The sequence below is a fragment of the Deltaproteobacteria bacterium RIFCSPHIGHO2_02_FULL_44_16 genome (genome assembly GCA_001798185.1).
In the GTDB taxonomy this organism is placed as follows: domain Bacteria; phylum UBA10199; class UBA10199; order 2-02-FULL-44-16; family 2-02-FULL-44-16; genus 2-02-FULL-44-16.
Window position 1 is genome coordinate 69,949 of record MGRM01000004.1, and the last position, 24,909, is coordinate 94,857.

The 24,909-nt window shown below is 47.5% G+C and carries 29 protein-coding genes and 1 pseudogene; 25 read left to right on the top strand and 5 right to left on the bottom strand.

What is annotated here, in order from left to right; all coding sequences use genetic code 11:
* Positions 1-60 precede the first annotated feature (60 nt).
* Positions 61-381, bottom strand: coding sequence for a sulfur reduction protein DsrE (locus A3C46_02070; GenBank protein ID OGQ23501.1), 321 nt, complete (start codon positions 379-381; stop codon positions 61-63).
* A gap of 164 nt (positions 382-545) precedes the next feature.
* Between A3C46_02070 and A3C46_02075 the strand changes: the two genes are divergently transcribed.
* The 3 genes from A3C46_02075 to A3C46_02085 all read left to right on the top strand — a co-directional run bounded on the left by A3C46_02075 (position 546) and on the right by A3C46_02085 (position 3,021).
* Positions 546-1,691 (top strand): AAA family ATPase, encoded by a 1,146-nt coding sequence (locus tag A3C46_02075; protein ID OGQ23502.1) that lies wholly within the window; start codon positions 546-548, stop codon positions 1,689-1,691.
* An 81-nt stretch (positions 1,692-1,772) separates the two neighbouring features.
* Positions 1,773-2,342 carry an exonuclease gene (locus tag A3C46_02080; protein OGQ23567.1) on the top strand — a complete coding sequence of 190 codons (570 nt, stop codon included), beginning with the start codon at positions 1,773-1,775 and terminating at the stop codon, positions 2,340-2,342.
* 379 nt (positions 2,343-2,721) lie between these two features.
* Entirely contained in the window at positions 2,722-3,021 is a 300-nt protein-coding gene (locus tag A3C46_02085) for a hypothetical protein (GenBank protein ID OGQ23503.1), read from the top strand.
* An 86-nt stretch (positions 3,022-3,107) separates the two neighbouring features.
* Here A3C46_02085 and A3C46_02090 read toward each other — a convergent pair whose 3' ends face one another.
* Positions 3,108-3,305, bottom strand: a complete 198-nt coding sequence (locus A3C46_02090; protein OGQ23504.1) for a hypothetical protein — start codon at positions 3,303-3,305, stop codon at positions 3,108-3,110.
* Here A3C46_02090 and A3C46_02095 point away from each other — a divergent pair.
* The 7 genes from A3C46_02095 (at position 3,304) to A3C46_02125 (ending at position 9,550) form a co-directional block, all read left to right on the top strand.
* Positions 3,304-3,513, top strand: coding sequence for a hypothetical protein (locus A3C46_02095; protein ID OGQ23505.1), 210 nt, complete (start codon positions 3,304-3,306; stop codon positions 3,511-3,513). The two genes, A3C46_02090 and A3C46_02095, sit on opposite strands and share 2 nt — an antisense overlap.
* Before the next feature lie 2 nt (positions 3,514-3,515).
* Complete coding sequence (locus A3C46_02100; GenBank protein ID OGQ23506.1) at positions 3,516-4,109, top strand: hypothetical protein; 594 nt, start codon at positions 3,516-3,518, stop codon at positions 4,107-4,109.
* Positions 4,110-4,230: 121 nt separating this feature from the next.
* Complete coding sequence (locus tag A3C46_02105; protein OGQ23568.1) at positions 4,231-5,466, top strand: DNA methylase; 1,236 nt, start codon at positions 4,231-4,233, stop codon at positions 5,464-5,466.
* A gap of 3 nt (positions 5,467-5,469) precedes the next feature.
* Positions 5,470-5,964: a hypothetical protein gene (locus A3C46_02110; protein ID OGQ23507.1), complete on the top strand. Its 495-nt coding sequence runs from the start codon at positions 5,470-5,472 to the stop codon at positions 5,962-5,964.
* Complete coding sequence (locus tag A3C46_02115) at positions 5,954-7,849, top strand: hypothetical protein (GenBank protein ID OGQ23508.1); 1,896 nt, start codon at positions 5,954-5,956, stop codon at positions 7,847-7,849. Before A3C46_02110 ends, A3C46_02115 begins: the two co-directional genes overlap by 11 nt.
* A 5-nt stretch (positions 7,850-7,854) precedes the next feature.
* The gene (locus A3C46_02120; protein OGQ23509.1) at positions 7,855-8,055 is read left to right on the top strand and encodes a hypothetical protein; all 201 of its coding nucleotides are present in this window, start codon (positions 7,855-7,857) and stop codon (positions 8,053-8,055) included.
* Between the two features lies 1 nt (position 8,056).
* On the top strand, positions 8,057-9,550 hold the full coding sequence (locus A3C46_02125) for a phage portal protein (protein OGQ23510.1): 1,494 nt from the start codon (positions 8,057-8,059) through the stop codon (positions 9,548-9,550).
* A gap of 349 nt (positions 9,551-9,899) precedes the next feature.
* On the opposite strand, the pseudogene A3C46_02130 reads toward A3C46_02125, so the two are convergent.
* The 3 genes and pseudogenes from A3C46_02130 to A3C46_02140 all read right to left on the bottom strand — a co-directional run bounded on the left by A3C46_02130 (position 9,900) and on the right by A3C46_02140 (position 12,294).
* A pseudogene (locus A3C46_02130) lies at positions 9,900-10,974 on the bottom strand (hypothetical protein).
* A gap of 16 nt (positions 10,975-10,990) precedes the next feature.
* Complete coding sequence (locus A3C46_02135; GenBank protein OGQ23511.1) at positions 10,991-11,332, bottom strand: hypothetical protein; 342 nt, start codon at positions 11,330-11,332, stop codon at positions 10,991-10,993.
* Between the two features lie 116 nt (positions 11,333-11,448).
* Entirely contained in the window at positions 11,449-12,294 is an 846-nt protein-coding gene (locus A3C46_02140; protein OGQ23512.1) for a hypothetical protein, read from the bottom strand.
* Between the two features lie 272 nt (positions 12,295-12,566).
* Between A3C46_02140 and A3C46_02145 the strand changes: the two genes are divergently transcribed.
* The 15 genes from A3C46_02145 (at position 12,567) to A3C46_02215 (ending at position 24,901) form a co-directional block, all read left to right on the top strand.
* Entirely contained in the window at positions 12,567-14,501 is a 1,935-nt protein-coding gene (locus A3C46_02145) for a hypothetical protein (GenBank protein ID OGQ23513.1), read from the top strand.
* Between the two features lie 18 nt (positions 14,502-14,519).
* Positions 14,520-14,846, top strand: a complete 327-nt coding sequence (locus A3C46_02150; GenBank protein ID OGQ23514.1) for a hypothetical protein — start codon at positions 14,520-14,522, stop codon at positions 14,844-14,846.
* Between the two features lie 9 nt (positions 14,847-14,855).
* Complete coding sequence (locus A3C46_02155; protein OGQ23515.1) at positions 14,856-15,170, top strand: hypothetical protein; 315 nt, start codon at positions 14,856-14,858, stop codon at positions 15,168-15,170.
* A gap of 3 nt (positions 15,171-15,173) precedes the next feature.
* Positions 15,174-15,707 carry a hypothetical protein gene (locus tag A3C46_02160; GenBank protein OGQ23516.1) on the top strand — a complete coding sequence of 178 codons (534 nt, stop codon included), beginning with the start codon at positions 15,174-15,176 and terminating at the stop codon, positions 15,705-15,707.
* Between the two features lie 6 nt (positions 15,708-15,713).
* The gene (locus tag A3C46_02165; protein ID OGQ23517.1) at positions 15,714-15,917 is read left to right on the top strand and encodes a hypothetical protein; all 204 of its coding nucleotides are present in this window, start codon (positions 15,714-15,716) and stop codon (positions 15,915-15,917) included.
* Positions 15,914-17,380, top strand: coding sequence for a hypothetical protein (locus tag A3C46_02170; protein OGQ23518.1), 1,467 nt, complete (start codon positions 15,914-15,916; stop codon positions 17,378-17,380). Before A3C46_02165 ends, A3C46_02170 begins: the two co-directional genes overlap by 4 nt.
* Positions 17,381-17,415: 35 nt before the next feature.
* On the top strand, positions 17,416-17,784 hold the full coding sequence (locus A3C46_02175) for a phage tail protein (protein OGQ23519.1): 369 nt from the start codon (positions 17,416-17,418) through the stop codon (positions 17,782-17,784).
* Positions 17,781-18,053: a hypothetical protein gene (locus A3C46_02180; protein OGQ23520.1), complete on the top strand. Its 273-nt coding sequence runs from the start codon at positions 17,781-17,783 to the stop codon at positions 18,051-18,053. The genes A3C46_02175 and A3C46_02180 overlap by 4 nt, the downstream gene beginning before the upstream one ends.
* 96 nt (positions 18,054-18,149) lie before the next feature.
* On the top strand, positions 18,150-19,958 hold the full coding sequence (locus tag A3C46_02185; GenBank protein OGQ23521.1) for a hypothetical protein: 1,809 nt from the start codon (positions 18,150-18,152) through the stop codon (positions 19,956-19,958).
* Positions 19,959-21,167 (top strand): hypothetical protein, encoded by a 1,209-nt coding sequence (locus A3C46_02190; GenBank protein OGQ23522.1) that lies wholly within the window; start codon positions 19,959-19,961, stop codon positions 21,165-21,167.
* The gene (locus A3C46_02195; protein OGQ23523.1) at positions 21,157-22,227 is read left to right on the top strand and encodes a hypothetical protein; all 1,071 of its coding nucleotides are present in this window, start codon (positions 21,157-21,159) and stop codon (positions 22,225-22,227) included. Before A3C46_02190 ends, A3C46_02195 begins: the two co-directional genes overlap by 11 nt.
* Before the next feature lie 5 nt (positions 22,228-22,232).
* Positions 22,233-22,823, top strand: a complete 591-nt coding sequence (locus A3C46_02200) for a hypothetical protein (protein ID OGQ23569.1) — start codon at positions 22,233-22,235, stop codon at positions 22,821-22,823.
* Between the two features lie 11 nt (positions 22,824-22,834).
* Positions 22,835-23,287, top strand: coding sequence for a hypothetical protein (locus A3C46_02205; protein OGQ23524.1), 453 nt, complete (start codon positions 22,835-22,837; stop codon positions 23,285-23,287).
* Positions 23,274-24,326, top strand: coding sequence for a hypothetical protein (locus tag A3C46_02210; GenBank protein ID OGQ23525.1), 1,053 nt, complete (start codon positions 23,274-23,276; stop codon positions 24,324-24,326). Before A3C46_02205 ends, A3C46_02210 begins: the two co-directional genes overlap by 14 nt.
* Positions 24,317-24,901, top strand: a complete 585-nt coding sequence (locus A3C46_02215) for a hypothetical protein (protein ID OGQ23526.1) — start codon at positions 24,317-24,319, stop codon at positions 24,899-24,901. Before A3C46_02210 ends, A3C46_02215 begins: the two co-directional genes overlap by 10 nt.
* The last annotated feature ends 8 nt before the right edge of the window (positions 24,902-24,909 follow it).

Here is a 24,909-nt window from a genome sequence, read left to right on the forward strand (position 1 = left end):
TATGAGTCTACACCATTCGAATGGCGAGGATTATCAGAGAAAATGAACTTAAAGAGACCGTTAGAAGGTCACAAGCCGATCCGATTCCCGGACGATGTGATAGAGATCCTGCATCGTGGAGAGGGGGCAGACCTCTGATCCTTCCGACCCGCGAATTTTGAGGCAGGTTCCGCAGGCAAAGATTTTTCCTCCGCCGGCGACGAACGTTCGGATCTGATCGGTCACCTGGAACTTCTCGGTATCCAGGGATTCGCATTCCACCCCCTTCGCCAACAGGAAAACATTCACTTCATCCCCCTGCTTCAGGGAGAAGGTTCCGAACCGAAAAACATTCCAGACGGTCTCCGCGTCGTTGGAAGAGAGAATAATTCCGAGTTTCATGACAAAGTCCTTTCATGTTGAAAACTGGCGGGGACCAGCGCTCCCCTTCCTGCAACGGTTGAACCCGGAAGTCGAACCAATATTGGTGCCCGTGGAGATTGTTTTGAAAGATTGAAGAAAAACCTTGTTTACTAAACTAGAATTACATGTAAAATAAGTTCATGATGCTTGAACGTCTCCAAACATTAAAAAACCTGAATCATTCCAGCTGCTTTCTCTGGGGCCCCCGGCAGGTCGGAAAGACCACGCTCCTCAATACTCTTTTCCCTAATACCCTCACCTTTAACCTCCTGGACCCAAGGCTCTATGAAGAATTCATCCTCAACCCCTCCCTTCTTGAGGAGCGGGTTTTGGCAACTCCCCAAAAAGGGCTTCCGGTCATCATCGATGAAGTTCAAAAAATCCCCAGACTCTTGGATGTCGTTCAAGACATGATCACCAAACACGGTACCCAGTTTATCCTCAGCGGGTCGAGCGCTCGGAAACTCAAGCGAGGCGCCGGAAATCTTTTGGGAGGTCGCGCCATTCGCCATGAACTCTTTCCCCTCGTGTACAAGGAGGTGCCCGACTTTGATCTGCTTCGCGCTCTAAACCATGGCCTCCTCCCTCATCATTATCTGCATGATAGCCCGAGAGATCTGCTTCATGCCTATGTTGGCGATTACCTCAAAGAGGAAATTTTTGCTGAAGCCCTGACGCGTAATCTCCAGGCATTTTCAAAATTTCTCGAGGCAGCGGCCTTCAGCAATGGTGAACAGGTCAATTTCACGAATATCGCCAGCGAGTGTGGGGTCTACTCCAGTACGGTACGAAATTATTTTGAAATTTTGGAAGATACGCTGATCGGTCACTTTCTTCCGGTCTTTCAAAAAAGACCAAAACGCCGTGTGGTAAAATCCCCAAAATTTTATTTCTTCGATGTTGGCATCGTCAATTTTCTCCGCAAACGAGGAACGATTGAGTTTGGAAGCGAGACATTTGGAAATGCGTTTGAGCATTTCATCTATCAAGAAATCCTCGCGTATAGCCACTATTCACGGCTTCATTACCCCATGGCCTTTTGGCGGACGAGCTCCCAGATCGAAATCGATTTTATTCTGGGCGATCATGAGGTGGCGATCGAGGTGAAGGGGACCAAGCTCGCACAAAGCAAACACTTGAAAGGGCTCAAAGCCTTTCGCGATGAATATACAATTCGAAAATCAATTCTCGTCTCTCTCGATGATTCACCGCGGCTGACAGAAGGGATTCACGTGCTTCCTTGGAAAACTTTTCTGGAGCAGCTTTGGTCGGGGAAGATTATGGGGTGATAGAAATGTATGTTGCCAAGTTTGCCCAATTTAGAAAGTGGACAAATTGAATCACCAAGACAAACAAAGCATTTCCAAAAGATGACTCAGAAACCCGAAATCTACGTAAGCACAGATGTTGAAGCCGATGGGCCGATCCCGGGGATGAACTCCATGTTGAGTTTTGGATCGGCGGCTTATCTCTCAGATAAAACGCTCATCGCCACATTCACGGCGAATCTTGAGACATTTCCGGGAGCAGTGGCAGATCCCAAAACCATGGAGTGGTGGCAGCGTCAACCGGAGGCGTGGAAAGCATGTCGAGAAAATCTTCAGGCTCCTGAAAAAGCTATGAAAGATTATCTTCTGTGGCTCAAAGAACTCCCGGGGATTCCGGTGTTTGTGGGATATCCCGCTGCCTATGATTTTCTCTTTGTCTATTGGTACCTGATCCGCTTCACCGGCGAGAGTCCGTTTTCACATTCGGCACTCGACATCAAGACGCTGGCGATGGTGCTGATGAAATGCAGCTACCGAAAGGCGATCAAAAAGAATATGCCGAAGGAATGGTTCGACCCGCTGCCTCATTCACATCGGGCACTTGATGATGCCATCGAACAGGGGGCGTTGTTTTGTAATATATTGGGGAGGTTAAAGGGGATACATGTTTAAGCGAAAAGTCATCCTCATTCGTTCTCGTTCTTCGTTTAAAATTTGACTGGCGCCTGCCTGACGGCAGTCAGGCCAAATTTTTGCGCTCCATACGGGAATCTACTCTTCGGCTCTCGCCTTCGAGTACTTCCTCGACGGTCATCTTTCGAAAAACTCAAGATGACGCTCGCCTCGGTCGGAACGAGAAGCCTTGCGGCTTCGGTTCGCTTCCCTGAAAACTAAAAAAATGAGAAAGAGCAAGAAGCTCTCTCTCATTTTTTGCGCTCCCCGAGTACAGGAGCAAGTACGTCTTTGCGAATCCCTTTGCAAACGCATAGTCCCGCCGCCTTCCACGAAGAAAAAAGTCAAAGAATCCAAAGACTAACGTGGAGGTGGCCCTGTGAGCACAATTTCAGGCAAGATTTCTGAAAGAGACATCATTCGAGATCAAGTCCTTGAGGGTTGGAAAGAGATCGGGCATTTCCTGGGCCGGTATTCGGCCCGTCACGCCCGAAGGCTTTTCTACCCGCTCAAAGGCCAATTGAAGCTCAAGTATTGGTTAGGGCCACGACACCGGATAAAAATGCTCCATGAGGAAATCGAGGTATTCAAAGCTTTGATTGAAGAGGGTCGTTCTATTGGTGCGGGCTCGCAGCTTCCACAGGAAAGGATAAAATATGGAAAACTTAAGTATAAATAGTCCGAAAGTGAGAAGCTATCAAACTGGTGAGCTTGTTTTGACAGAAGAAGAGTTTCAAGAGGTAGTAGACGTCTTTCGTATCCTTCTCAAATGGGATCGAGAGCTGAATCAATCTGGTGAAAAACAAGAAACTTAAATAAATAACCTGCTGCTGCCCCCACCAATAATTTTTTTCGATATTTTGTCCTCTCCTGTCCTTCTTTGACCTCCTTAACCGATTGTAACGACATAACGAAGTCTTCAAAATCAATCTCGCGTGGATTCATAATTAAGGAGGATTCCATGCCCGCGAGTCGATTACCCCACACTCATTTTGTCGATGGCCGTCAGTTGATCAACATGGCGGCCAATAAGGTCGGTGACTTGAAACAACTCTCAGAGATCATTGGTTACGGTTACGAGTCACTTCTGGCCATTCGTAACAACGGCATGCTCAGCAGAAAACTCGAAAAGAAACTTCAAGAGTATCTCTCTGAGCAAGAGGCGGCCTAACGATGACATTTAAAGTTGAAGCAAAGTTCAACACGGCTGACCTCAATCTCTGGCTCAATTCCACCAGTAAAAAAACACTTCAAAAAATTGTCGCCAGATCGATTAACCGAATAGCCATTACTGTCAGGAAAGAAGCCCAACAAAAGATCCGCCAAAAGATCAGACTTCCAGCCAAAGAAATCAGGGATGCACTTCCGATCAGAAAGAAAGCAAATGTCTCCCAATCAATCGAGTCACAAGAAACAACGATTCACGCTAGCGCTCAAGGCATCTCGCTCAGCAAATTTGTTCCACGCCAAGTGACACACGGTGCGAGCGTCAACATTACCGGCAAGCGACAAGTCATTCGTTCGGCTTTTATTGCCCGCATGCCTAATGCTTCTCATGCTTCCGTGTTTCGTCGTGTGAAAGTCAGGCTTCCCGGAACAGCTCTTCATAGAGGCAAGAAAGGCTCCGAGCTTCCCATTGAGAAACAATCTTACAAGAGCATTGCCAGTATCTTTTCCGCCATCACCGATCAGCTGACACCTATTGCTGAAACAAGATTCAATGAAGAGTTTGCGAGAAATTTTAAACATCTTGCGGGAAGTAGATAGGCGAACCTTTACGGGTCCTCCCTCGCGCGATGAAGGTGCGGGTGGCGAAGCCGCAGAATTTCGCTAGCGACAGAGAGGAATCTGACTTGTGGAAAAATCAAATAAATCGAAGCTTCAAGAGATCATCGCTTGCAAAAAGATCGAAGTCCTAGAGCTTGAAACACTTCGAATCAACGCACGAAATGCCCGTCTCCACGACGACCACCAGATTGCTCAGCTAATGAAGAGTATCGATAAATTCGGGTTCACGGTTCCGATCCTCATTGACGAAAATAAAATGGTGATCGCCGGGCACGGTCGTCTTGAAGCTTTGAAGAGGCTTGGCCACAAGCTGGCTCCGGTCATCCTCATCAATCACTTAACTGAGAATGAAAAACGCGCCTATATCTTGGCCGACAATCAGATCCCCATGCTTGCGGATTGGGACCTCACCCTCTTAAGGGAAGAGTTGGATTTCTTAGATCAAGAAGGCTTCGAACTTGAAGACATCGGATTCGGAGATGAAGAGATAGAAAATACTTTTGCTGCAGAACTGGAAGAATATTCGCAAGGTCTGACGGATGAAAATGAAATTCCATCTCCGCAAAAACAAAAAACTCAGCTGGGTGATATCTATCAATTAGGTTCTCACCGACTCATGTGTGGCGATGCGACTAAGGCTGACCACGTAGAAAAACTCCTAGGCGATGCCAAACCTTTATTGCTGGTAACCGATCCTCCTTATGGTGTGAGCTATGAACCCGAATGGCGAAACGAAGCGGCGGAAAAAGGAAAGATTGCTTACGCTGCACGTGCCTTGGGGAAAGTTGAAAACGATGACCGCTTTGACTGGACCGAAGCTATCCATCTCTTTGGCGGAGACGTTGTTTATGTCTGGCATGCCGGCGTTTATGCTGCCCAAGTCGCCGAGAGCCTTACCCAAGCCGGTTATGAAATACGCTCGCAGATCATTTGGGCAAAACAAGGTTTAGTCATTTCCCGAGGCCACTATCACTGGCAGCATGAACCCTGTTGGTATGCGGTAAAGAAAGGAAAGACTGGCCATTGGTCGGGAGATAGAAAGCAAACAACTCTTTGGCAAATTCCGAATCGTAATCCACGCGGTGGTGAAATCGAAGATTCCAATACGGAACATAGCACCCAAAAGCCCGTTGAATGCATGCGCCGCCCAATCGTGAACAACACCAAGCGAGGAGATAGTGTTTACGATGCTTTTCTGGGCAGTGGCACCACGTTGATTGCTGCCGAAAGTACGCAGCGAGTTTGTTACGGAATGGAAATTGATCCCCGCTACTGCGACATGGCCGTCAAACGCTGGGAAGATTTTACCGGCAAAGAGGCTCAACGCTTGAGGTAGGCTATGCCTAAAAAATCTCCTGACGGGAAACTGATGTCGATGTCCTCGTATGCAAAACATCGCAAGGTATCGCTTGCAGCAGTTCAAGATGCTTTGCAGCGCGGACGAATTCATTTCAAAGATGTGAGAGGAAAATGGATCGACCCTCTGCAGGCCGATAGAGATTGGGTTCAAAATACCGATATGGCGAAGACACGAAAGCATGAGCCCGAAACCAGCCAATCCAAAAATTATGCTGCCGCCCGAGCCGCACGTGAACATTATCAGGCCCGCCTGGCAAAACTCGAATACGAAGAAAAAAGCGGAAAGCTTATTGATGCTGAGAAAGTGAAAAAGGATGCTTTTGAACTCGCGAGGCGGGTTCGGGATCACATTCTCAATATCCCCGACCGAATCAGTGCAGAATTGGTCGGCATCACGGACCAACCGACGATGCATAGCGTCCTTCTACGAGAACTCAATACTGCCCTGCAGGAACTTTGTGATCATGAGTTGTGACAACTGCTATCGAGGTGGGTTTCTCGATGGATTCAAACCCGATCCCATTCTCACAGTAAGCGAGTGGGCCGACCGCTATCGAATGCTCTCACAAAGAGCCAGCGCCGAACCCGGACCGTGGAGAACGGAACGAACCCCTTACCTCAAAGAAATCATGGACTCGCTTTCTGCAACGAGCTCCGTTCAATCGGTCACCTTCATCAAAGGCGCCCAGCTGGGAGGGACGGAGGCCGGAAGTAATTGGATTGGCTATCTCATCGATCATGCTCCAGGTCCGGTCCTCGCAGTGCAACCGACGGTCGAGATGGCCAAGAGAAATTCGAAACAGCGCATTGATCCTTTGATTCAAGAATCACCGCGCCTACACGAAAAAGTAAAATCTCCACGTTCTCGTGATTCAGGAAATACCATCCTCACCAAAGAATTTCCCGGGGGCTTGCTGGTCATGACCGGTGCCAATTCTGCTGTGGGCCTGAGATCCCTTCCCGCCCGCTACCTCTTCCTCGATGAGATTGATGCCTATCCCGGCGATGTGGACGGCGAAGGTGATCCGGTATCGCTAGCAGAAGCACGTGCGAGAACATTTGCACGTCGAAAGATTTTTAAAGTCTCCACTCCCACCATCGAAGGTCGATCTCGCATCCAATCCTTTTACGATGAATCCGATCAACGAAAATATGAAGTGCCATGCCCCCGCTGTGGCCATTATCAAGAACTCCTTTGGGAACGCATTCGATGGGACAGAGGAAACCCTCAAAGTGCTGTCTATGTTTGTGCCGGCTGTGAACAACCGATCCAGGAGCAGCATAAAACAAAAATGCTTCATACGGGACGATGGGTTGCTCAAAATCCAAGCTGCCGAAACAGGAAAAATATCGGATTTCATTTGAACAGTCTTTATTCGCCCGTCGGCTGGTTCAGCTGGGCAGATGCCGTCGAGCTTTTCGAGAAAGCCAAGGATAATCCCGATCGACTGCGAAGCTTCGTGAACACCGTTCTGGGTCAGACCTGGAAAGAAAAAGGCGATGCTCCGGAATGGCGTCGTCTCTTTGAAAGACGCGAGACCTACGAGTTCAATCAGGTACCACCCGGTGGAATATTTTTGACCGCCGGTGTGGACGTTCAAAAAGACCGTCTGGAATGCGAGATTGTCGCTTGGGGTGAAGATAAACAAAGCTGGTCCATCGATTATCGTGTCATCAATGGGGATACGAGCGAGGATCATCCTTGGACCGAAGCCTTCGGCTTCCTTAACGAACAATTTCCGTGTGAAGGTGGTGGCACGCTTTCGATCCGACTCATGGCCATCGATTCGGGTTACAATACCCAAGTTGTCTACAATCATGTGCGCAAGTATCCAATCAATCGGGTCATCGCCGTGAAAGGTTTTGATTCCCTGCAAACAATCATTGGTCCACCTTCAACGGTCGATGTTGATTCCAAGGGAAGAAAAATCCGCCGTGGGGTCAGGGTCTGGAAAGTGGGAACAAGCGTAGCAAAGACGGAACTCTATGGTTGGCTTCGCTTGGATAAACCTACAACAGAAGAAGAATCTTATCCTGCGGGCTACTGCCATTTCCCCGAATATGATGAACATTATTTTAAGATGCTGACCGCTGAGCAGCTCATCCTGCGTGTCACACGTAACGGTGGACGGCGTTTTGAATGGGAGAAAATCCGTGAAAGAAACGAAGCCTTGGATTGTCGCACGTATGCTCGTGCGGCAGCTGCCATCGTGGGGCTTGATCGGTTGAATAAAGCGCAATGGGAACATCTGAAAAGACCGATTGAAACCGAAAAACAAATTCCTCAGGATGAACGACACACGGACGATCAGGCAAAACGACGTTCCCATTTTTGGAAAAGCGATTCGTCATTCTGGTGACACTCATGCCCTTTACCCAATCACAACTCAACGCGCTTCAAGCGGCGATCGCTCAGGGAACCACTCGGGTCAAATATCAGGATCGCGAAGTGGAATACCGTTCCCTCTTAGAAATGCTTCAGCTGCTCAATATGATGAGACAGGAACTTGGCCTTGCCTCGGGCAAGATCGTCGTTAAAAAGGCTGAATTTTCCAAAGGGCTTTAACATGTCGAAACCAACTACTTTGGATCGCATGATTTCTTATTTTAATCCCAAGGCAGGTGCCGATCGCGCTCGATACCGTCTTTTGGAAGCGAATCTCCGGTCAATGGAAAAGAGGCGCTATGAGGCTGCAAGCAATAGTCGACGGACCAGTGGATGGATTGCAAACGACACGAGCTCGAATGCTGAAATAGGAACAGCGCTCCATCGTCTTCGAGCACGATCACGGGATCTTGTCCGCAATAACCCTTATGCCAACCGGGCAGTTCAGGTGATTTCTTCCAACGTTGTCGGTGCTGGTATTATTCCTCAACCCAAAAACAAAAGAATGGATGAACTTTGGAGCGCATGGGGAGACACAACACTTTGCGATTCTTTAGGTCAGCATAATTTCTATGGGATCCAGGCTCTTGCGATGAGGGAAATCGTTGAATCCGGTGAAATTTTAATCCGCCGCAAAATACTGAAGCCAAATACTGGGTCTCCTCTTCCACTTCAATTGCAAGTTTTGGAGGGAGATTTCATAAACGATACCCAAGACAGGCTTCTGGATAATGGTCATTTTATTCATCAAGGAATTGAGTTTGATCGAAGCGGCCTACGAGTTGCCTATTATCTCTATGTCCAACATCCCGGAGAAAGCCCTCTTTTAGGTACTGGTCTTGAGACCATCCGAGTTCCCGCAAGTGAAATTCTTCATATCTACCGCATTGATCGGGCTGGCCAGATTCGCGGAGTCCCGTGGGGAACTCCTACCCTTCTGAAACTGAAAGATTTTGATGAATATGAAGATGCCCAACTCATCCGGCAAAAGATTGCCGCTTGCTTTGCAGCCTTTGTGACGGAACCGGACCCGCCAAGCGATCATCATCCCGACAAATCGGGTATTGATAAAAATGTTGAGCCTGGTCTGATTTATGAACTGGCACCGGGAAAACAAATCACCTTCGGCAATCCCCCAACGATTGGCGCGGACTATGAGCCCTATGCGACCATCAATTTAAGAGCTGTCGCTACCGGATTCGGTGTCACCTACGAAGCACTCACCCAAGATTACTCCAAGGTAAATTTCTCCAGCGGTCGGATGGGACACATTGAATTCCATCGGAACATTGATCAATGGCGTTGGCTGATGTTGATCCCTGGCCTTTGCGAGGAAGTATGGAACTGGTTTGTGGAAGCTGCAGAACTTGCCAATCTCATCAGCGCAAAACGAATCAAGAAAGCAACATGGACGCCGCCCCGGCGTGAGATGATTGATCCCGTGAAGGAAACCGAAGCTCAGATCAAGGCCATTCGTGGAGGACTGAAGACGCTCTCAGAAACTATTCGTGAACAAGGTAACGATCCCGAAAAACAATTTGAAGAAATGAAGCAAGATAATGAATTGCTCGATAAATACCGATTGCAACTGGACAGTGATGCCCGGAAAATGAGCGCCAATGGCATGCAGCTCGGACAAAATGGAACACAGGATCAAAATGGAAATGTAGAATAAAAAACCCCACCGATCACGCTCATCTCGCTCATAGCGAAATTACGAGTGACCGATGGGGCAAAGCGCTCTTCGGTCTTCCACTTCTATAGTGGATGACCAGGGTGATTGATCTGGACTCCCTTCAAAGCACGCCTTGTACCTTGCGACACAAGACACTCTCCTGGTTTCCGTGAAAACCAGGACTCTGGCTTGAAGAACTTTTTACTCCACTTAAGGGAGTGCTGGGGGCGGAACCGACCGCGCGCACCGAAACCCATCATTGTTGTTGCGGTTGTCAGGGTTGTCGTTGTTGCGATTAGCCGCGCGCGCATTCCTCGCATTATTGTTGAAGGAACCGCCGCCGGTGCGATCAATCACCCTTTGGGACTCTTTTAAATGCAATCTCAGGCAAAATCAACTCTCTTAATCGCATGGTATCGGCATGTTTTGCGTGGCCAATCCAGGATTGTATAGACTGATTGATCTGCTTCCACTCAATGGTGCTTTCTCCGTAAAGAAATTGAAATTTTTTTAATTGTCTTTTGAATCGGAGGACATTTTCCCGTTTCAGGCGGCGATGTTCTGAAGAAATAATCAATCCCAAAAATGGCATCCCTTTATCCGTCGAAAAAATACGACACTTTTTTTCATGAAGCTTTAGGTGAAGCATCGCAAGATACATTTGAATGTGACATTTTATATCCCATAAAAATTGTTTGTCGTCGTGTAAAACAGAGAAGTCATCCATGTAACGCAGATAATATCGACACCCTAATTGCTCTTTCATGAAATGGTCGAAGCCGTTCAAGTAAATATTGGCAAAAAACTGGGATGTTAAATTGCCTATAGGGATACCTGTTTTGATGGAGTGATGGAGTGATGGAGTGATGGAGTGATGCAAGGACAGTGCCGTCTCTACCATATTTCTGAGAAGAATCCAAAATCTTCCTGATCAGCCAAAGAGTATCCTTGCAAGCCACTTTCTTCTCAATCAGTTCGAGCAAGACATCATGATTGATACTGGGAAAATATTGTTGGATGTCGCATTTCAAGGCGTATCGACATTTCTTGGCAAAGCTTTGAAAACGATTTATCGCAACATGGGTTCCTTTCCCTTTACGTGTTGCATAGGAATCGTAAATGAACGTGGGATCAAAAATCGGCTCAAGAATATTGTGAATGGCGTGATGTACCACCCGATCTCGATAGGGAGCAGCGCTGATGATACGCTTCTTGGGTTCAAAAATCTGGAAGTGATGGTACGTTCCAGGCTCATAGCTTTTGGTCGCTAATTGATGGTGGAGATCCCATAACTCATTCTCGAGAGAAAAATTGAATTTTGCCGTTGAATATTTGAAACGCTTATTCTTCTGCGCGAGCTGCGCAGCGCACAAGAGATTTTGAAAGGAAATAATTCTTTCATAAAGATGGTTGTGTCGTCTCATGAACAGAGTGGGTTCTTTACGCTTTTCCTTGTTGTTTGATCCAGCCGCCTAATTGCATGCCAATCTCGTTGATCATTTTGGAAATGACCTCGTAGCGATGAAGGTTGATGAGTTTCAAATCTTTGCAAAGACGAACATAATAGCGAATCTTTTCCAATTTTATATTGGCTTGTCGAAGAAGAGGAAGTTTAGCCTGTGAGTAACAGGCTTCGAGTAGAATTTCTAAGGTATCAAAGCTGGCCATTTCCAGACGTTCCCCCAACATATATCGTTGGGACTTGGGAAAGGTTGAAACAGCCGGCACCACATAAAGCAAAAAATCGTAGACCTTGGTAATAATGAGGGGAGTATTATTCATTCATGAGCACATCTCATGTTTTTTGAAAATTTTCAAAAAAATACCCCCGCTTCGCGGGGGCAAGGATAAAAGAGTAAAAGGACAAAGAGTTATTATTTAGAGTCCTGGGGGGGCAACTACCGCGCGCACCGAAACCCAACAACGCCGTAGCGGAGGTCAGGGGAGTCGTAGTAGCGAAAAGCCGCGCGCGCATCCCCCGCACTATCGTAGAAGGAACCGCCGCCGAGTTCTACAAATTGCTTATCAGGATCGGTCAATGGATTTTTTGGGTCTTTACTCGACATACGATCATAAAAACGTTCCTCATAAGCATCGCTTGTAGTCTCCCAAACATTTCCTGCCAAATCAATAATTCCAAAACTATTCGCTCGTTCAGGATGTTTTCCACAAACAGGAGCCGTTGTTCTCGCACCATTATCCCAAATAATGGCCTTATTAATTGGTGTTCCATATTCATCGGTTCCATTTGGCCCCTTTGAAGCTCTTTGTCTTTCAGCTGCCGTCATCAAACGGGCTCCTAGAGACGCACAATAGTCCACCTTCTCAGAAAGAGTCAGACCAACAACTGGGAAATCTGGCCCTTTCCTATTTTCAGAAAAATCAGGAACGGATTTTTTAGATTCCGAATTTGTTTCAATTGTAGTGCATTGGCTATCCACAAAAATTTTAGCTGCACTCTTACGCAATTGATCTAATGTTTTTTCTTGAACTGTTTGAGTGGAAGAACCTCTACTGCAACCAGAGAGTACTGCAGTTAATTGAGATCCCGCTTTGTCTAAAAATGCTTGATATTCCCCAACAGAAACTTCATGCTCTTGAAGCTGAAAAGCGGACACCGTGACAGTAACCGTCTTCCCCGTGTTTGTTGTTTCATCAGACTCACCATTTGTGGAACCCATCTGAAAGGTTCCTTCAGGAATAGGACGAAACTCATTCGAACAGCTTTTCGCTTCTCCAGCCATAAAATGCTCCTCTCTGAAATTTATCGATCATAAAAATTCCCTGGAATCATTCAACAGGGGTCTTAATACCTGATATATTATCGTCTGGATCTGGAAATTGTTGCTACCGCCAGCTCAAAAATTTTGAAGCTTATCCACGCCATAGCAAATAACCCTACGAAATCAAAAGCAGTTTTTTAGGTTCATCCAAGTAAAATTTGTCATCATAATCTTCATTTTTTCCAAAAATACCGATTGGAACCCATCTTTCCTAGCCTCAATATAGCCAGAAAATGGACACGATTGCCGAGACAATTCCAACAAATAAACTGAAAGCAAATGTGCCCATTCTCTCGTTTCGCGCAGCCTTTGAACCCTCCACAATCGATTCCGAAAAGAGAAGCGTTGTCGTCCGCTGGTCCACGGGAGCTAAAGTTTTGCGCGGTGGATTTTTTACCGAACCTTTTCATGAAGAACTCTCGCTCCACAACGAATCGGTTCGCATGGACCGTTTGCGAAGCGGTGCTCCTTTATTGAATTCTCATGCCAGTCAACATTTATCCGATCAAATCGGGGTGGTTGAAGACGCCTGGCTCCAAGATGGGGCTGGCTATGCCCGCGTGCGATTCAGCGGCAGGCAAGATGCCGGTCCCATCTTCCAGGATGTCAAAGATGGCATCGTTCGGAATGTTTCAGTCGGGTATCGCGTCTATAAATATAAGGATGTGAGCCAGGAGGGAGATCCCGTCAAAACACTCCGAGCTGTGGATTGGGAACCGATGGAAATTTCGCTCGTGCCTATCGGAGCCGACGCCGGTGCCAACATCAGATCCTTCGACAGGCTCAGGACGGAGTCTGAAAAAGAAAATGTGAACGAATGCGAAATTGAAGTTCGCGCTCAAACCAAAAGAATTGAGGAGAGTATGATGCACATCGATATCGAGACAATTAAAAAAGAGACGTTAGAAGCAGAGCGTAAAAGGATTTCTGAAATCACCACATTAGTCCGAAAATTTAATCTCGATGAGGCGTTTTCGGCATCGCTCATCGATCAAACTGTGTCTGTTGAAGAAGCCCGTTCCCAAATTTTAAATAAGCTGGCTGAGCGCACTGAAAAAGAGGGAAACATTCGAAACCATGTGGATGTTCATGTGACCCGTGATGAAGCGGATACCCGCCGTTCTGGCATGATCGAATCCTTACTTCATCGATATGATCCAAAAACGAATAAGATCAGCGAGAAAGGGACTCCTTACATTGGCATGAGCCTTCTTCGCTTAGCTGAAGAAGTCCTCGTACGAAATCATATTTCTATCCGTGGCTTGACCAAGTCCGATATTGCTCAGCGCGCTTTTCTCTCTACCAGTGATTTCCCAGCTGTTCTTGCGAATGTTGCAAATAAAACCTTGAGGCAGGCGTATGAGCTCGCACCTCAAACATTCCGTCCTTTTGTACGACAAGTCTTTCTTCCGGATTTCAAGGAAGTTTCTCGTATTCAATTAAGCGAAGCCCCCAAGTTGGAGAAAGTGAACCAGTCAGGAGAATTTAAATATGGGGTTTTGAGTGATGCGGCTGAGAAATACAGCCTAGGAACGTTTGGAAAAATCATCGCCATCAACCGCCAGGTGGTGATCAATGATGACCTGGAAGCCTTCACCAGAATTCCCGCCCTGCACGGAAGAGCTGCCGCTGATCTTGAAAGTGATCTGGTCTATGCGGTCTTCATGGCGAATGCCGTATTGGCCGATGGTATTCCGCTTTTTCATGCCACGCATACGAACTTGGGAACTCCAGGTGCGATCAGTGAAGTGACGTTGGGTGAAGGCCGCAAGCTCATGAGAAGACAATCCGGCCTTCAAAGAGGAAGAGACAAACAACTCCTGAATATTCAAGCTCGCTACTTGATCGTTCCTGCAGCACTGGAAACGTTAGCTCAAAAACAATTGGCAGCGATTATCCCGAACAGTTCTACGGAGGTAAATCCTTTTTCAGGACTCTATACCTTGATTGCGGAACCGAGACTCGATGATCACTCCGCTACCGCTTGGTATTTGGCTGCGGATCCTGCACAGATTGACACCATTGAGATCGCCTACCTGCAAGGACAAGCCGGTGTCTATACGGAAAACCGACAAGGTTTTGAAATTGACGGCCTTGAGATTAAAGCTCGTTTGGATTGCGCGGTGAAGGCGATCGACCATCGAGGTCTTTTGAAGAACGCAGGATAAACATAAGGAGAATTGATTATGAAAAACTTTATTCAACCGGGGAATACCATCACCGTTGTTTCTCCCGCCATCATCTCGAGTGGCGACGGTGTGCTCATCCAGAACCTCTTTGGGGTAGCCGCCTATGATGCCATCAAGAAGGATCCTTTAGAGCTTGTGCTCGAAGGAGTCTTTTTCCTTCCCAAAGCCGGTATTCCTATTGCCCAAGGAGCACGGGTGTATTGGGACAACAATCTCGCCCATGTCACTACCGTGGCCCAAGGCAACACGTTGATCGGCGTTGCAACGGCAGATACCCTTCTCGCAGAGACTAGCGTGGAGGTTCGGTTAAACGGAGCTTTCTAAGGAGAAGAAATGACCTGGTTGGAAACAACCGGATTTGTGCTGGGACATTGTCTGACAACGTTCGGCGAGGATATAACGTATACCCCAAAGGGGGGCGCGCCCGTCGTCATGATCGGTATCTTTGATGATTTCTACGAGAGTGTTGATCCCAATACCGGTGCCATCATCACTTCCCAGCAACCGATCGTGGGTATTCGAGATTTGGATTTAGGTCAGACGCCACGACAAGACGATCGGGTTTTCGTGAGAGGAATTTTGTATCGCGTGAAGGAAGTGCAAACAGACGGGCAAGGTGGAAGTAAGCTCTACCTCCACAAGGTGTAGCTCATGCATCAGAGAAAACAAATTCGGGATAAAATTGTTTCACTGCTGATGGGAAAAACGGATGCAGGAAATAATATCTTTCCCTCAAGAGTGAGACCACTTGAAGAGCAGAGCCTTTCAAGCATTCAGGTGTATGCCAATTCAGAGAGTTCTGAAATCTGGCAGGAAGCGCCTCGGGAGTATGAACGAAAACTCTCCCTTTCGATTCAGATTACGGCAAAAGCGGATGAAGGCCTCGAGAACACACTGGATATCATTGCAGAACAGGTCGAAGACTTGTTGAGACAAGACCATACGCTGGGAGAATTATGTCGCGACGTTATTCTGACAGGAACCGAACTGACCATTCACGAAAATGGTGATACTCTGATTGGCTCCTGCAACATCACCTACGATATTCTTTACTACACACTGGCTGTGGCCGATCGGATTCCTGAGAATGGATACAATGATCTCCATGAAATGGACATCACTTGGCATGGACCCCAAAGCCCGTCGGGACAAGAGGATGCCCGAGATGTGCTCGACTTAAGATAAGGAAATATGGAAACAAAAACTTTAAAACCGACTGGTGATGCAAAAATAAGGGACCCACAAACCAAAGAATATTTACCCGAAGAAGGGCGACTCGTTGAAATGACTTCCTATTGGAATCGGCGGATTCAGGATGGAACTGTCATGATCGTTCCTGATCAAAATGCCATCTTGAAGAGTGAAAAACCTCAGAAAAAAGGGAGTGACGCATGAGCATTTCATTCAACCAAATTCCCAATGATCGTCGCGTTCCCTTTGTCTATATTGAGTTTGATAACAGTCGCGCTGTGACCGGACCTCAAACTCAACCTTACAAAATTCTGCACATCGGCCAAAGAATTGCTACCGGGACCAAACCGGCTTTAATTCCTGTCCAAGTGACAAGCCTCGACCAGGCCTCGAGCTATTTTGGCGCCGGTTCGGTGTTGCACAAGATGCTCCAAGGTCATTTTGAGAACAATACATCGACTGAGATCTGGGTCCTCCCCTTGGATGATGTTTCCGCTTCGGTAAAGGCTTCAGGACAATTCACTGTGGGAGGTATGGCAACAGAATCGGGTATTCTTTCGGTCTATATTGGAGGGCAAAGGATTCAATCTGCAGTGACGTTGGGCAACACCGCAGTACAAGTGGCTACCATCTTAAAAGCAGCACTTGATGCAGCAACAGATTCGTCTGTGACAGCAACGCTTGCAAACGCAACGGTCACCGTCACCGCAAAGAACGGCGGCGAAATCGGAAACTTTATCGACCTTCGGCACAGCTACTACGATGGTGAAAAAATCCCTGCGGGACTTACCTTGACGATGACGCCGATGGCCTCCGGAGCAGGAAATCCGGATGTGAATCCAGCCTTCACGGCCATTGGTTCCGAACAATATAACGTAATCGTCGTCCCTTATACCGATCAAGCGAATCTCACGAAAATTGATACGGAACTTTCCCATCGCTGGGGACCGATCACTCAAGATGATGGGATTGCGATTGCTGTTTCAAATATTGCCTATGCGAACCTGGTGAGCCTTGGAAATGCTCAAAACTCACCGCACCTTTCCATTGTTGAAGCTTTCAAACATCCCACGCTTCCGTGGCAGATTGCCGGAGCCGTCGGAGCCGTGGTTGCCTCTTATGGTTCCATTGATCCCGCCAGACCCTTCCAGACATTGCCCTTGAACGGGATTCTTTCTCCGCAAGTAGGTGAACGACTCACCCATGATGAAAGGAATCTCCTTCTCTATGATGGAATCTCCACTCTGTATGCGGACACGGGCGGCAAGGTCCGCATTGAACGGATGATTACCACCTACAAGACTAACGCCTTCGGAGCTGCAGATAGCTCCTATCTGGATGTCAATACGATCCTGACGCTTTCGTATCTTCGCTATGATTTAAGGAACTATATTTTACGAAAATATCCGCGCCATAAAATTGCAAACGACGGGACACGCTTTGGTCCAGGACAGGCAATCGTCACTCCAAAACTCATGAAGGCAGAAATCATTGCCAAATTCAGGGAATGGGAAGGCATCGGGCTCGTCGAAGATATCTCGCAATTCAAGAATGATCTCATTGTCGAAAGGCATGCATCCGATCCGAATCGTTTGGATGTCATGATGCCGCCGAATTTAGTGAATCAATTAATCGTGACAGCAGCACAGATTGGATTTGTTTTATGACCGAAGGAAATCCCCTTGTGGGATAGGAGACTTCAATGGCTCAACGACGTGCAGGGATTATTTTTTTAAAAATTGATGGAGCGCAGTTCGACGCCAAAGGCAATTTCACCTACGGCATGGGAAAACCCATGCGCGAGTCGATCATGGGATCTGATGGGTTCCACGGCTATAAAGAGATGCCTCAAGCAGCCTTTATCGAAGGTGAGATTACCGACAGCAAGGATCTCGATATTGATACGTTGGCTTCCGTCACCGATTCTACCATCACGCTAGAACTCGCGAACGGAAAAGTGGTCACGTTGCGGAATGCATTTATCACCAACAAAGACGGCCTTTCTGGTCAGACCGAAGAAGGAAATATTCCGGTCCGCTTCGAAGGCGCCAGTGCCGAGGAGGTCAAGTGAAAGAGTCCATTCAGGAAATAAAACTTTCAGAACCACTTCAGTTCGGAACGGAAAGAATCGAAACGCTTACCTTCCGAAAAGCCAAGGCAAAAGATTTTCGAGAGATGCCCATCACTCCAAATGTTGGTGATCTTTTAAATGTAGCAGCCAAGCTGACTGCACAGCCTTACTCCGTCATCGATATGCTTTCTCCCAAAGATATGGCGGAGGTCATGAAAATCCTGGGGGAGCTTATGGGCGATGGCCCCGAGACTGGCGTCAAGCTCTAGGAGCCCTCGCGTATCATTTCCATTTTCAACCCTCGGAACTCTGGGAGATGGAGATCCAGGAAATTACTTTCTGGATGCAACGACTCATGGAGATGAATGCGCGTGGCCACTGAATCTTTCAAATTAGCCCTCGTCATCAAAGCCTTTGATCAGGTCACCGCTCCGCTGAAAAAAATCAATGACTCCTTAGAGAAACTCCAAGTTCCTTTGCGGCGCATTCATAATTCATTCAGAGGGCTCACCCAAGCCGCTGGCTTTGAGAAATTAAGTTCGTCCTTTGGCAGAGTGGGACAAGCCATTGGAGATCTTGGTTCAAGTCTTTGGTCGGTGGGGAAAAAGTTCGCTCTCTTTGGTGGACTCACGGGTGTTGCTCTGGGCAAACTTATCCATGACAATGTTGAGGCTGCAAGTAAGCTCCATGACCTTTCGATCACAACAGGTGTCGGTGTGGAGGCCCTTCAAACCCTTGGCTATGCGTTTGAGCAATCAGGAGGAAGTGCTGAAGGGTTCCAAACCGCTCTCATCAAATTCGGAAAGAATTTCGGGAGTTTGAAACTCGGAAAAGGTCCGCTCGCGGAATTACTGAAAGCCACAAATCCTCAACTCCTTGGGTCTTTAAAGAACATGAAGAGCGTCGAAGAAGCTTTTAGGCTCATGATTCAGGCCGCAGGCCATGCAAAGAGCGACGCAACGAGGATCTCTCTTGCCGCTACTCTCTTCGGGAAAGACACGGAGTCTGTCACGGCCTTCACCAATCTTGCCAAAGCGGGAATTGAGGAACTTACAAAGCTGGAGCAAGAAACCCCTGGTGTTGTTTCGAGTGAACAGATTGATCGTGCCGAGAGCTTTGGTGACCTGCTGCGCAGGCTTTCATTACAGTTCAACGCAATGGTGAAGCCGATTGTCATGTCTGTGATCCCCGCATTGGATCAGTTGGGACGGAGATTCGCGGATTTTCTCCAGGGGAAAGAAAACGATGTCCGTAAATGGGCGGAAGACTTCGGAGAAAAATTGCCGGCCCGTCTTCAGGTCCTTTCAGAAGCTCTCAGCGGCTTTTGGAAAGCCTTACAGCCGGTGAGAAGTTTTCTAAAATTTATTGCCGAAGATTCAACACGCCTCGAAATTGCTCTTGGTGTTCTCGCAGCCATTATTTTGGGGCCAGTGATTGCATCGATCTACTCATTGGGAACTGCGTTGGTGGGTTTGGGTATTGCCCTCGTGACGACACCGATCGGTCTCTTTGCACTCGCCTTAACAGCGATTATTGCCGTCGGCTGGCTGGTGGTAAAAAATTGGGAAAGGATCAAAGAGTTTTTCGTAACGCTGTGGAATTCGCCTGCTGGCGCTGTTTTTAAATTGGTCTCACCTCTTGGCTGGCTGATTCAAGCAGGAATTTCTTTGGTGCAACACTGGCAAGAAGTAAAAATATTTTTCCTCAAACTCTGGAACTCCCCTGCAAAAGCCGTGTTGGTCATGATGTCTCCGATTTTAATGCTCATCGATCTGGCAAAACTCTTGGTCGAACACTGGGAAAAGGTGAAGAAGACTATTGCTGAAACGGTAAACCTTCTCTTTGGATTCAAAGGCTTAAAAAGCTGGAAGCATTTTTTCGGGTTTGGCGAGCAAGAGCCGGTAAAAGGTTTTAAGGGATTTTTTGCTGAGGAATCGAAACAGCCACAAAATCCTTTTGCTTTTCTCAATGTCCCGGAAAATGTGGAACCACTGATACCGCAAACATCACCACTTCAAACTTTGAGCGGTGAACAGCATCCGCAAGTGACAACACAAAATGCACACGTAACCGTCAAATTTGAGAATCTTCCCAAAGGAACTCGAGTTGCAACGGAGAAAAACCAAAACCTCCCGCTCAACTTGAACTTGGGCTATTCAATGGTGGGGGATTAAATGGGATGGAAAGAACAACTTCGGAAAGCTTCTTTCAGGGGGATTCCCTTCTTCGTGGATGCCTCATCATCCGATTTTGGCCGGAGAAATATCCTGCATGAATACCCCTTACGAGACACACCATATTCGGAAGACCTTGGTCGTAAAGCCCGGCAATTCATGGTTGAAGCCTATGTCCTGGGCGATGATTATCTCGGAAAACGGGACGCCTTGATTGCTGTTTGTGAAAGACCTGGCCAAGGTCAGTTGATTCATCCTTATTACGGACAAAAACTTGTCGCCGTCATCGCATGCCGGGTGGAAGAAAGAGTCCTAGAAGGAAGGCTTGCCCGATTTTCCATGACCTTTGCGGAAGCTGGTGAACGAATTTTTCCGGCGTCCAGGAAGGACGCTTTTTCGCGCCTTATTTCTGCCAAAGACAATCTGCTCTCCAAAGCACAAGTGGGATTCGAAAGAAGTTATCAAACACTTGGGTTTCCTCAATTCGTTCTCAATACGATGAAGGATACCGTGAGAGTGTTTTCCAACACCTTGATTGGTATCAAAGGGTCTCTCGAAGGAGGGTTTGCCGAGTTTTATTATGCCGCAAGGCAAATTGCAGAGGACATCGACAGACTTACACCTGATGCTACAAAACTCGCTCCGGCAATTGTGAGCAGCATCGAAAGGACCAATCATATCTCCGATGATCCCAAAGAAGTCATCACTGCCTACACCGTGTTGATGAATGTTCAACGACAAATACCGGTGATTCCTGCCACGATGACAACATTTGGATCAACACCGAGTCGCATGCAGGAAAGGAATAACGTGGAAGCGTTTGTCAATCTGGTCAAGCGTATAGCAGTTGCACAAGCAGCGCCTGTTGTTGCGGAAAATGCATACTCCACCTTGCAAGATGCACTTTCTGCGAGAGATAAAATTCTTACGGTGGTTGATCAACAGATGGGAGTTGCCGCTAATGATGATGACACCTACCAAGCATTGCATGATCTCCGTAAAACATTAAGCGAGGCTCTTCCGCCTCCGGATAAAGACCTGCCAAGCATTGTGCGGTACGAAAATAGTCAGACAAGACCCTCGCTTGTTCTTGCCTATGATCTTTACGAAAAACTGGGATTGGAGACCGACATCATTCAAAGAAATCAAATCGAACATCCTGGCTTTGTTCCGGGTGGTGTCGCTTTGGAGGTAATCCGTGACTCCTGATGTTGCTCTTTTTGTGAATGGGCAGAAGTACGAAGGATGGACAGAGGCCTCGATCAAGCGTTCGGTGAAAGCCATCTCAGGTGAGTTTACCCTCTCTATCACCGATAACTGGAATGGATCAGGGTCGGTCTTTTTTATCCGTATCGGCGATGAAGCGCAGGTCAAAATTGGAGATGAAGTCCTCGTCACCGGATTTGTGGAGGAGATTCAAAACTCCATCGACGCAAAGAGCCACACGATCACTGTTTCCGGACGCGATAAGACCGGAGACCTGGTTGATTGTTCCGCGATCTATAAGAGTGGCGAAATCAAAAATGCGGACCTGGTAAAAATCGCTCAACTTTTAATCGAACCTTTTGGCTTGGCTGTTCATGCGGAAACCGATGTGGGAGCAGCATTTTCAAGTTTTGTCGTCAAAACGGGTGAGACCGTCTTCGAATCTTTGGAGCGAGCCGCAAGGCTTCGTGGTGTCATCCTCTCCAGTGATGGTTTTGGCAATCTACTCATGACAAAGATCGGGAAAAATCGAGCGCAGACTTCTCTTATCGAAGGGCAGAATATCAAACAGGCAAGCATCACCCTCGACACGAAAGAAAGATATTCGAAATACGTTATCAAATCCCAGATGAAGGGAACCGATACCGTTCATGGGAAACATGTCTCTCAAGTAAAAGCGAATGGTGATGATCCTGTCATCAAGCGATACCGACCTTTGATTGTGATTGCAGAACAGCAGGCGAATACCGCTGAAACGAGGATCAGGGCTCAATGGGAAGCGGCTGTTCGGGCTGCAAACTCCTCAAAGATAAGCGTGACGGTCCAAGGTTTTGAACAAAGAGAGGGCGCAGCCCTTTGGCATGTGAATGATCTGGTTTATTTTGAATCTCAAACCTTGGGCCTTAGCCAAGAATTTTTGATCGCGGATATAGAGATGAAGATATCAGCATCTGCCGGTCGTGAAACAACCATGACCTTGCAAAAGCCAGATGCCTTCATCCCGAAGCCCGAAGTAGAGAAAAACCATGATCCCGTAAGTCACTATACGGATTTTGAGCTATGAAAGAGATTCGCAAATTTCTTGATCCCTTGAAACGCCGTATTCTTCTCTCTATCTCAAGAGCAGTGGTTGAAACCATCAAGGACGATGAAGGGATCCAAAAGATTCAGGCCAGTTTGCTTGCCGATGAAGTGCAGGACAACATGGAACGATTTCAGAATTATGGATTTACCTCTCACCCTCCAAAAGATTCTGAGGGAGTTGCTGTCTTTCCCGGAGGCGATCGTTCTCATGGACTCTTGATCGCTGTCGATAACCGTAAATACAGGCTTAAAGGGCTTCAAGGTGGCGAAGTCGCTGTGTATACGGATGAGGGCGATTCCATCATCCTCAAGCGAAACCATCACATCGAAGTGAATACTCAGCGGCTTACCATTCATGCAACAAATGCCGTTCAGATCAACACCCCACTGGTTACCTTCAACACGAGTGTTCAGATTGATGGGATGTTAACCGTGAATGGGAATATCATGAGTAGCGTGCACATCTCTGACAGCATCGGAACAATGGGCGCCATAAGAAATATCTTCAATCAGCATCAACATCAGGAACACGGTGACGGTGGAGGCATCACGGATCCGCCGAATCCGCAAATGTAGAGGTAACAGCAATGTCCGACATCAGACTCGAACCTAGCGAAGGACTCTCCTTTGATCTTGCGATGGAGAAGAATGATCTTGCCTTGGATGACACCTTGAAAACGGCAGTGGTCATCAGTCTGTTCACGGATCGTCGTGTGAGCCTTGATGAATTACCTGAAGGCGACCGAGACCGTCGAGGCTGGTGGGCTGATGCCCTGAATGAAGATGATGATCACATCGGCTCTAAACTTTGGACTTTGAAACGTGAGAAAATTACTCCAGAAATACTGGATCGTTTTAAACATTTCTGTGAAGAAGCCCTCCAATGGCTGATCAACGATCGCATTGCTGAGAGCGTCGTCGTGTTCGTCGAAAGATCAGGCCTGGCACAAATATCGATTGGAATAGAGATCAAACGTCCCCAAAATGATCGCATAAAATATCGTTACAGTCTCATCTGGGGAAAGCATGGGATTCAATAGACCAACGCTACAGGATATCAATGATCGGATTCAAACCGATTTTCAAACAAGACTGTCCACGGCAGGTGCTTTTTTAAGACGCTCGGTTATTCTTGTTCTTGGACGTGTATTGGCCGGCGCTTCTCACTTACTTCACGGCCACTTGGATTTCATTTCAAATCAAGTCCTCCCGGATACTGCCGTAAAATCTTATCTCGAACGATGGGCTTCCATCTGGGGGATTCGGAAAAAACCCGCCACCTTTGCACGTGGAGGAATGACCCTTACCGGCACGAATGGCAGCCTCATCCCAGCGAGAACTCTTTTTGTTCGGAATGATGGCGCCGAATATGAATCCCAAGCCGATGCAACGATTGCGAATGGGTCCGTCACTATCGCTATTCAGGCACTTCAACCCGGATCCAATGGCGAAGCAGCTTTTGGCGTGGAACTGACACTTCTTTCTCCGATTGCGGGAGTCAACTCTACGGGACTGGTGAATATGGGAGGTTTGAGTGGAGGAAATGATGAAGAAACCCCAGAAGAATTAAGAAATCGACTCCTGGAACGTATTCAACAACCGCCGCTCGGAGGCGCTGATCAGGATTACCGATTCTGGGCCAAAAGTGTTCCGGGTGTGACTCGTGTCTGGGTCTACGAAGAATATTTAGGACCAGGAACTGTGGGAATTACCTTCGTCAGAGATAATGACAATCCTATCATCCCTGATGCCACAGAAGTTCAGGAAGTTGCCGATTACATCGAAACGGTTCGTCCCGTGACAGCCCATGTCACCGTCTTTGCGCCCATTCCGGATCCCATCCATTTCACGATTTCGATATTTCCCGATACCCCGGAAATTCGAAGGGATGTCACTGCAGAATTGGCGGACATGATTTACCGAGAAGCACAGCCGGGAGGCACCGTCATTTTAAGTCACATGAACGAAGCCATCTCCATTGCCAAAGGAGAAGTGGATCATACGTTACATTTTCCCGTCGCTGACGTTGTAAGTTCCATCGGCCATCTTCCACAAATGGGGACCATCACATGGGTTTAGAGCTTCAAGATTATCGAAATGAACTGGTTCACCTTCTCCCAAAAGGATTGGCTTGGGATTTTGGTAAAGACGCCGTTTTCGATAAACTGCTCACGGCCATTGCCAATGAGTTTTTGCGAATTGGGAATCGTTCTCAAGACCTTTTGAATGAAGCCGATCCGCGCACAACTTACGAAATGCTGGAAGATTGGGAAAGAATGGCAGGACTTCCGGATCAATGCACTGGGCTCGCAAGCACACTTCAAGAAAGACGCGATCGGCTCGTCTCAAAACTTGTTCAACGGGGAAACCAGAGCCTCCAGTTCTTCAGGAATCTGGGCCTGCTCTTAGGCTATAACCTCCAAATCGAGGAATATGATCAGTTTCATGTTGGAGATCCCGTGGGAGGCCCGCTGTACGGGGTAGAATGGATGCATGCCTTTGGCATGATTGCTCCGCTGCAGACGATCAGACCCTTTCGCGTGAACAGCCATACGGTGGGCGAAAGATTGGTGGAATTCGGAGACGATGTTTTGGAATGCGTGATCAACAAAGCAAAGCCATCCCATTCAGTGGCGCTGTTTCTTTATCACTGAGGAGAACA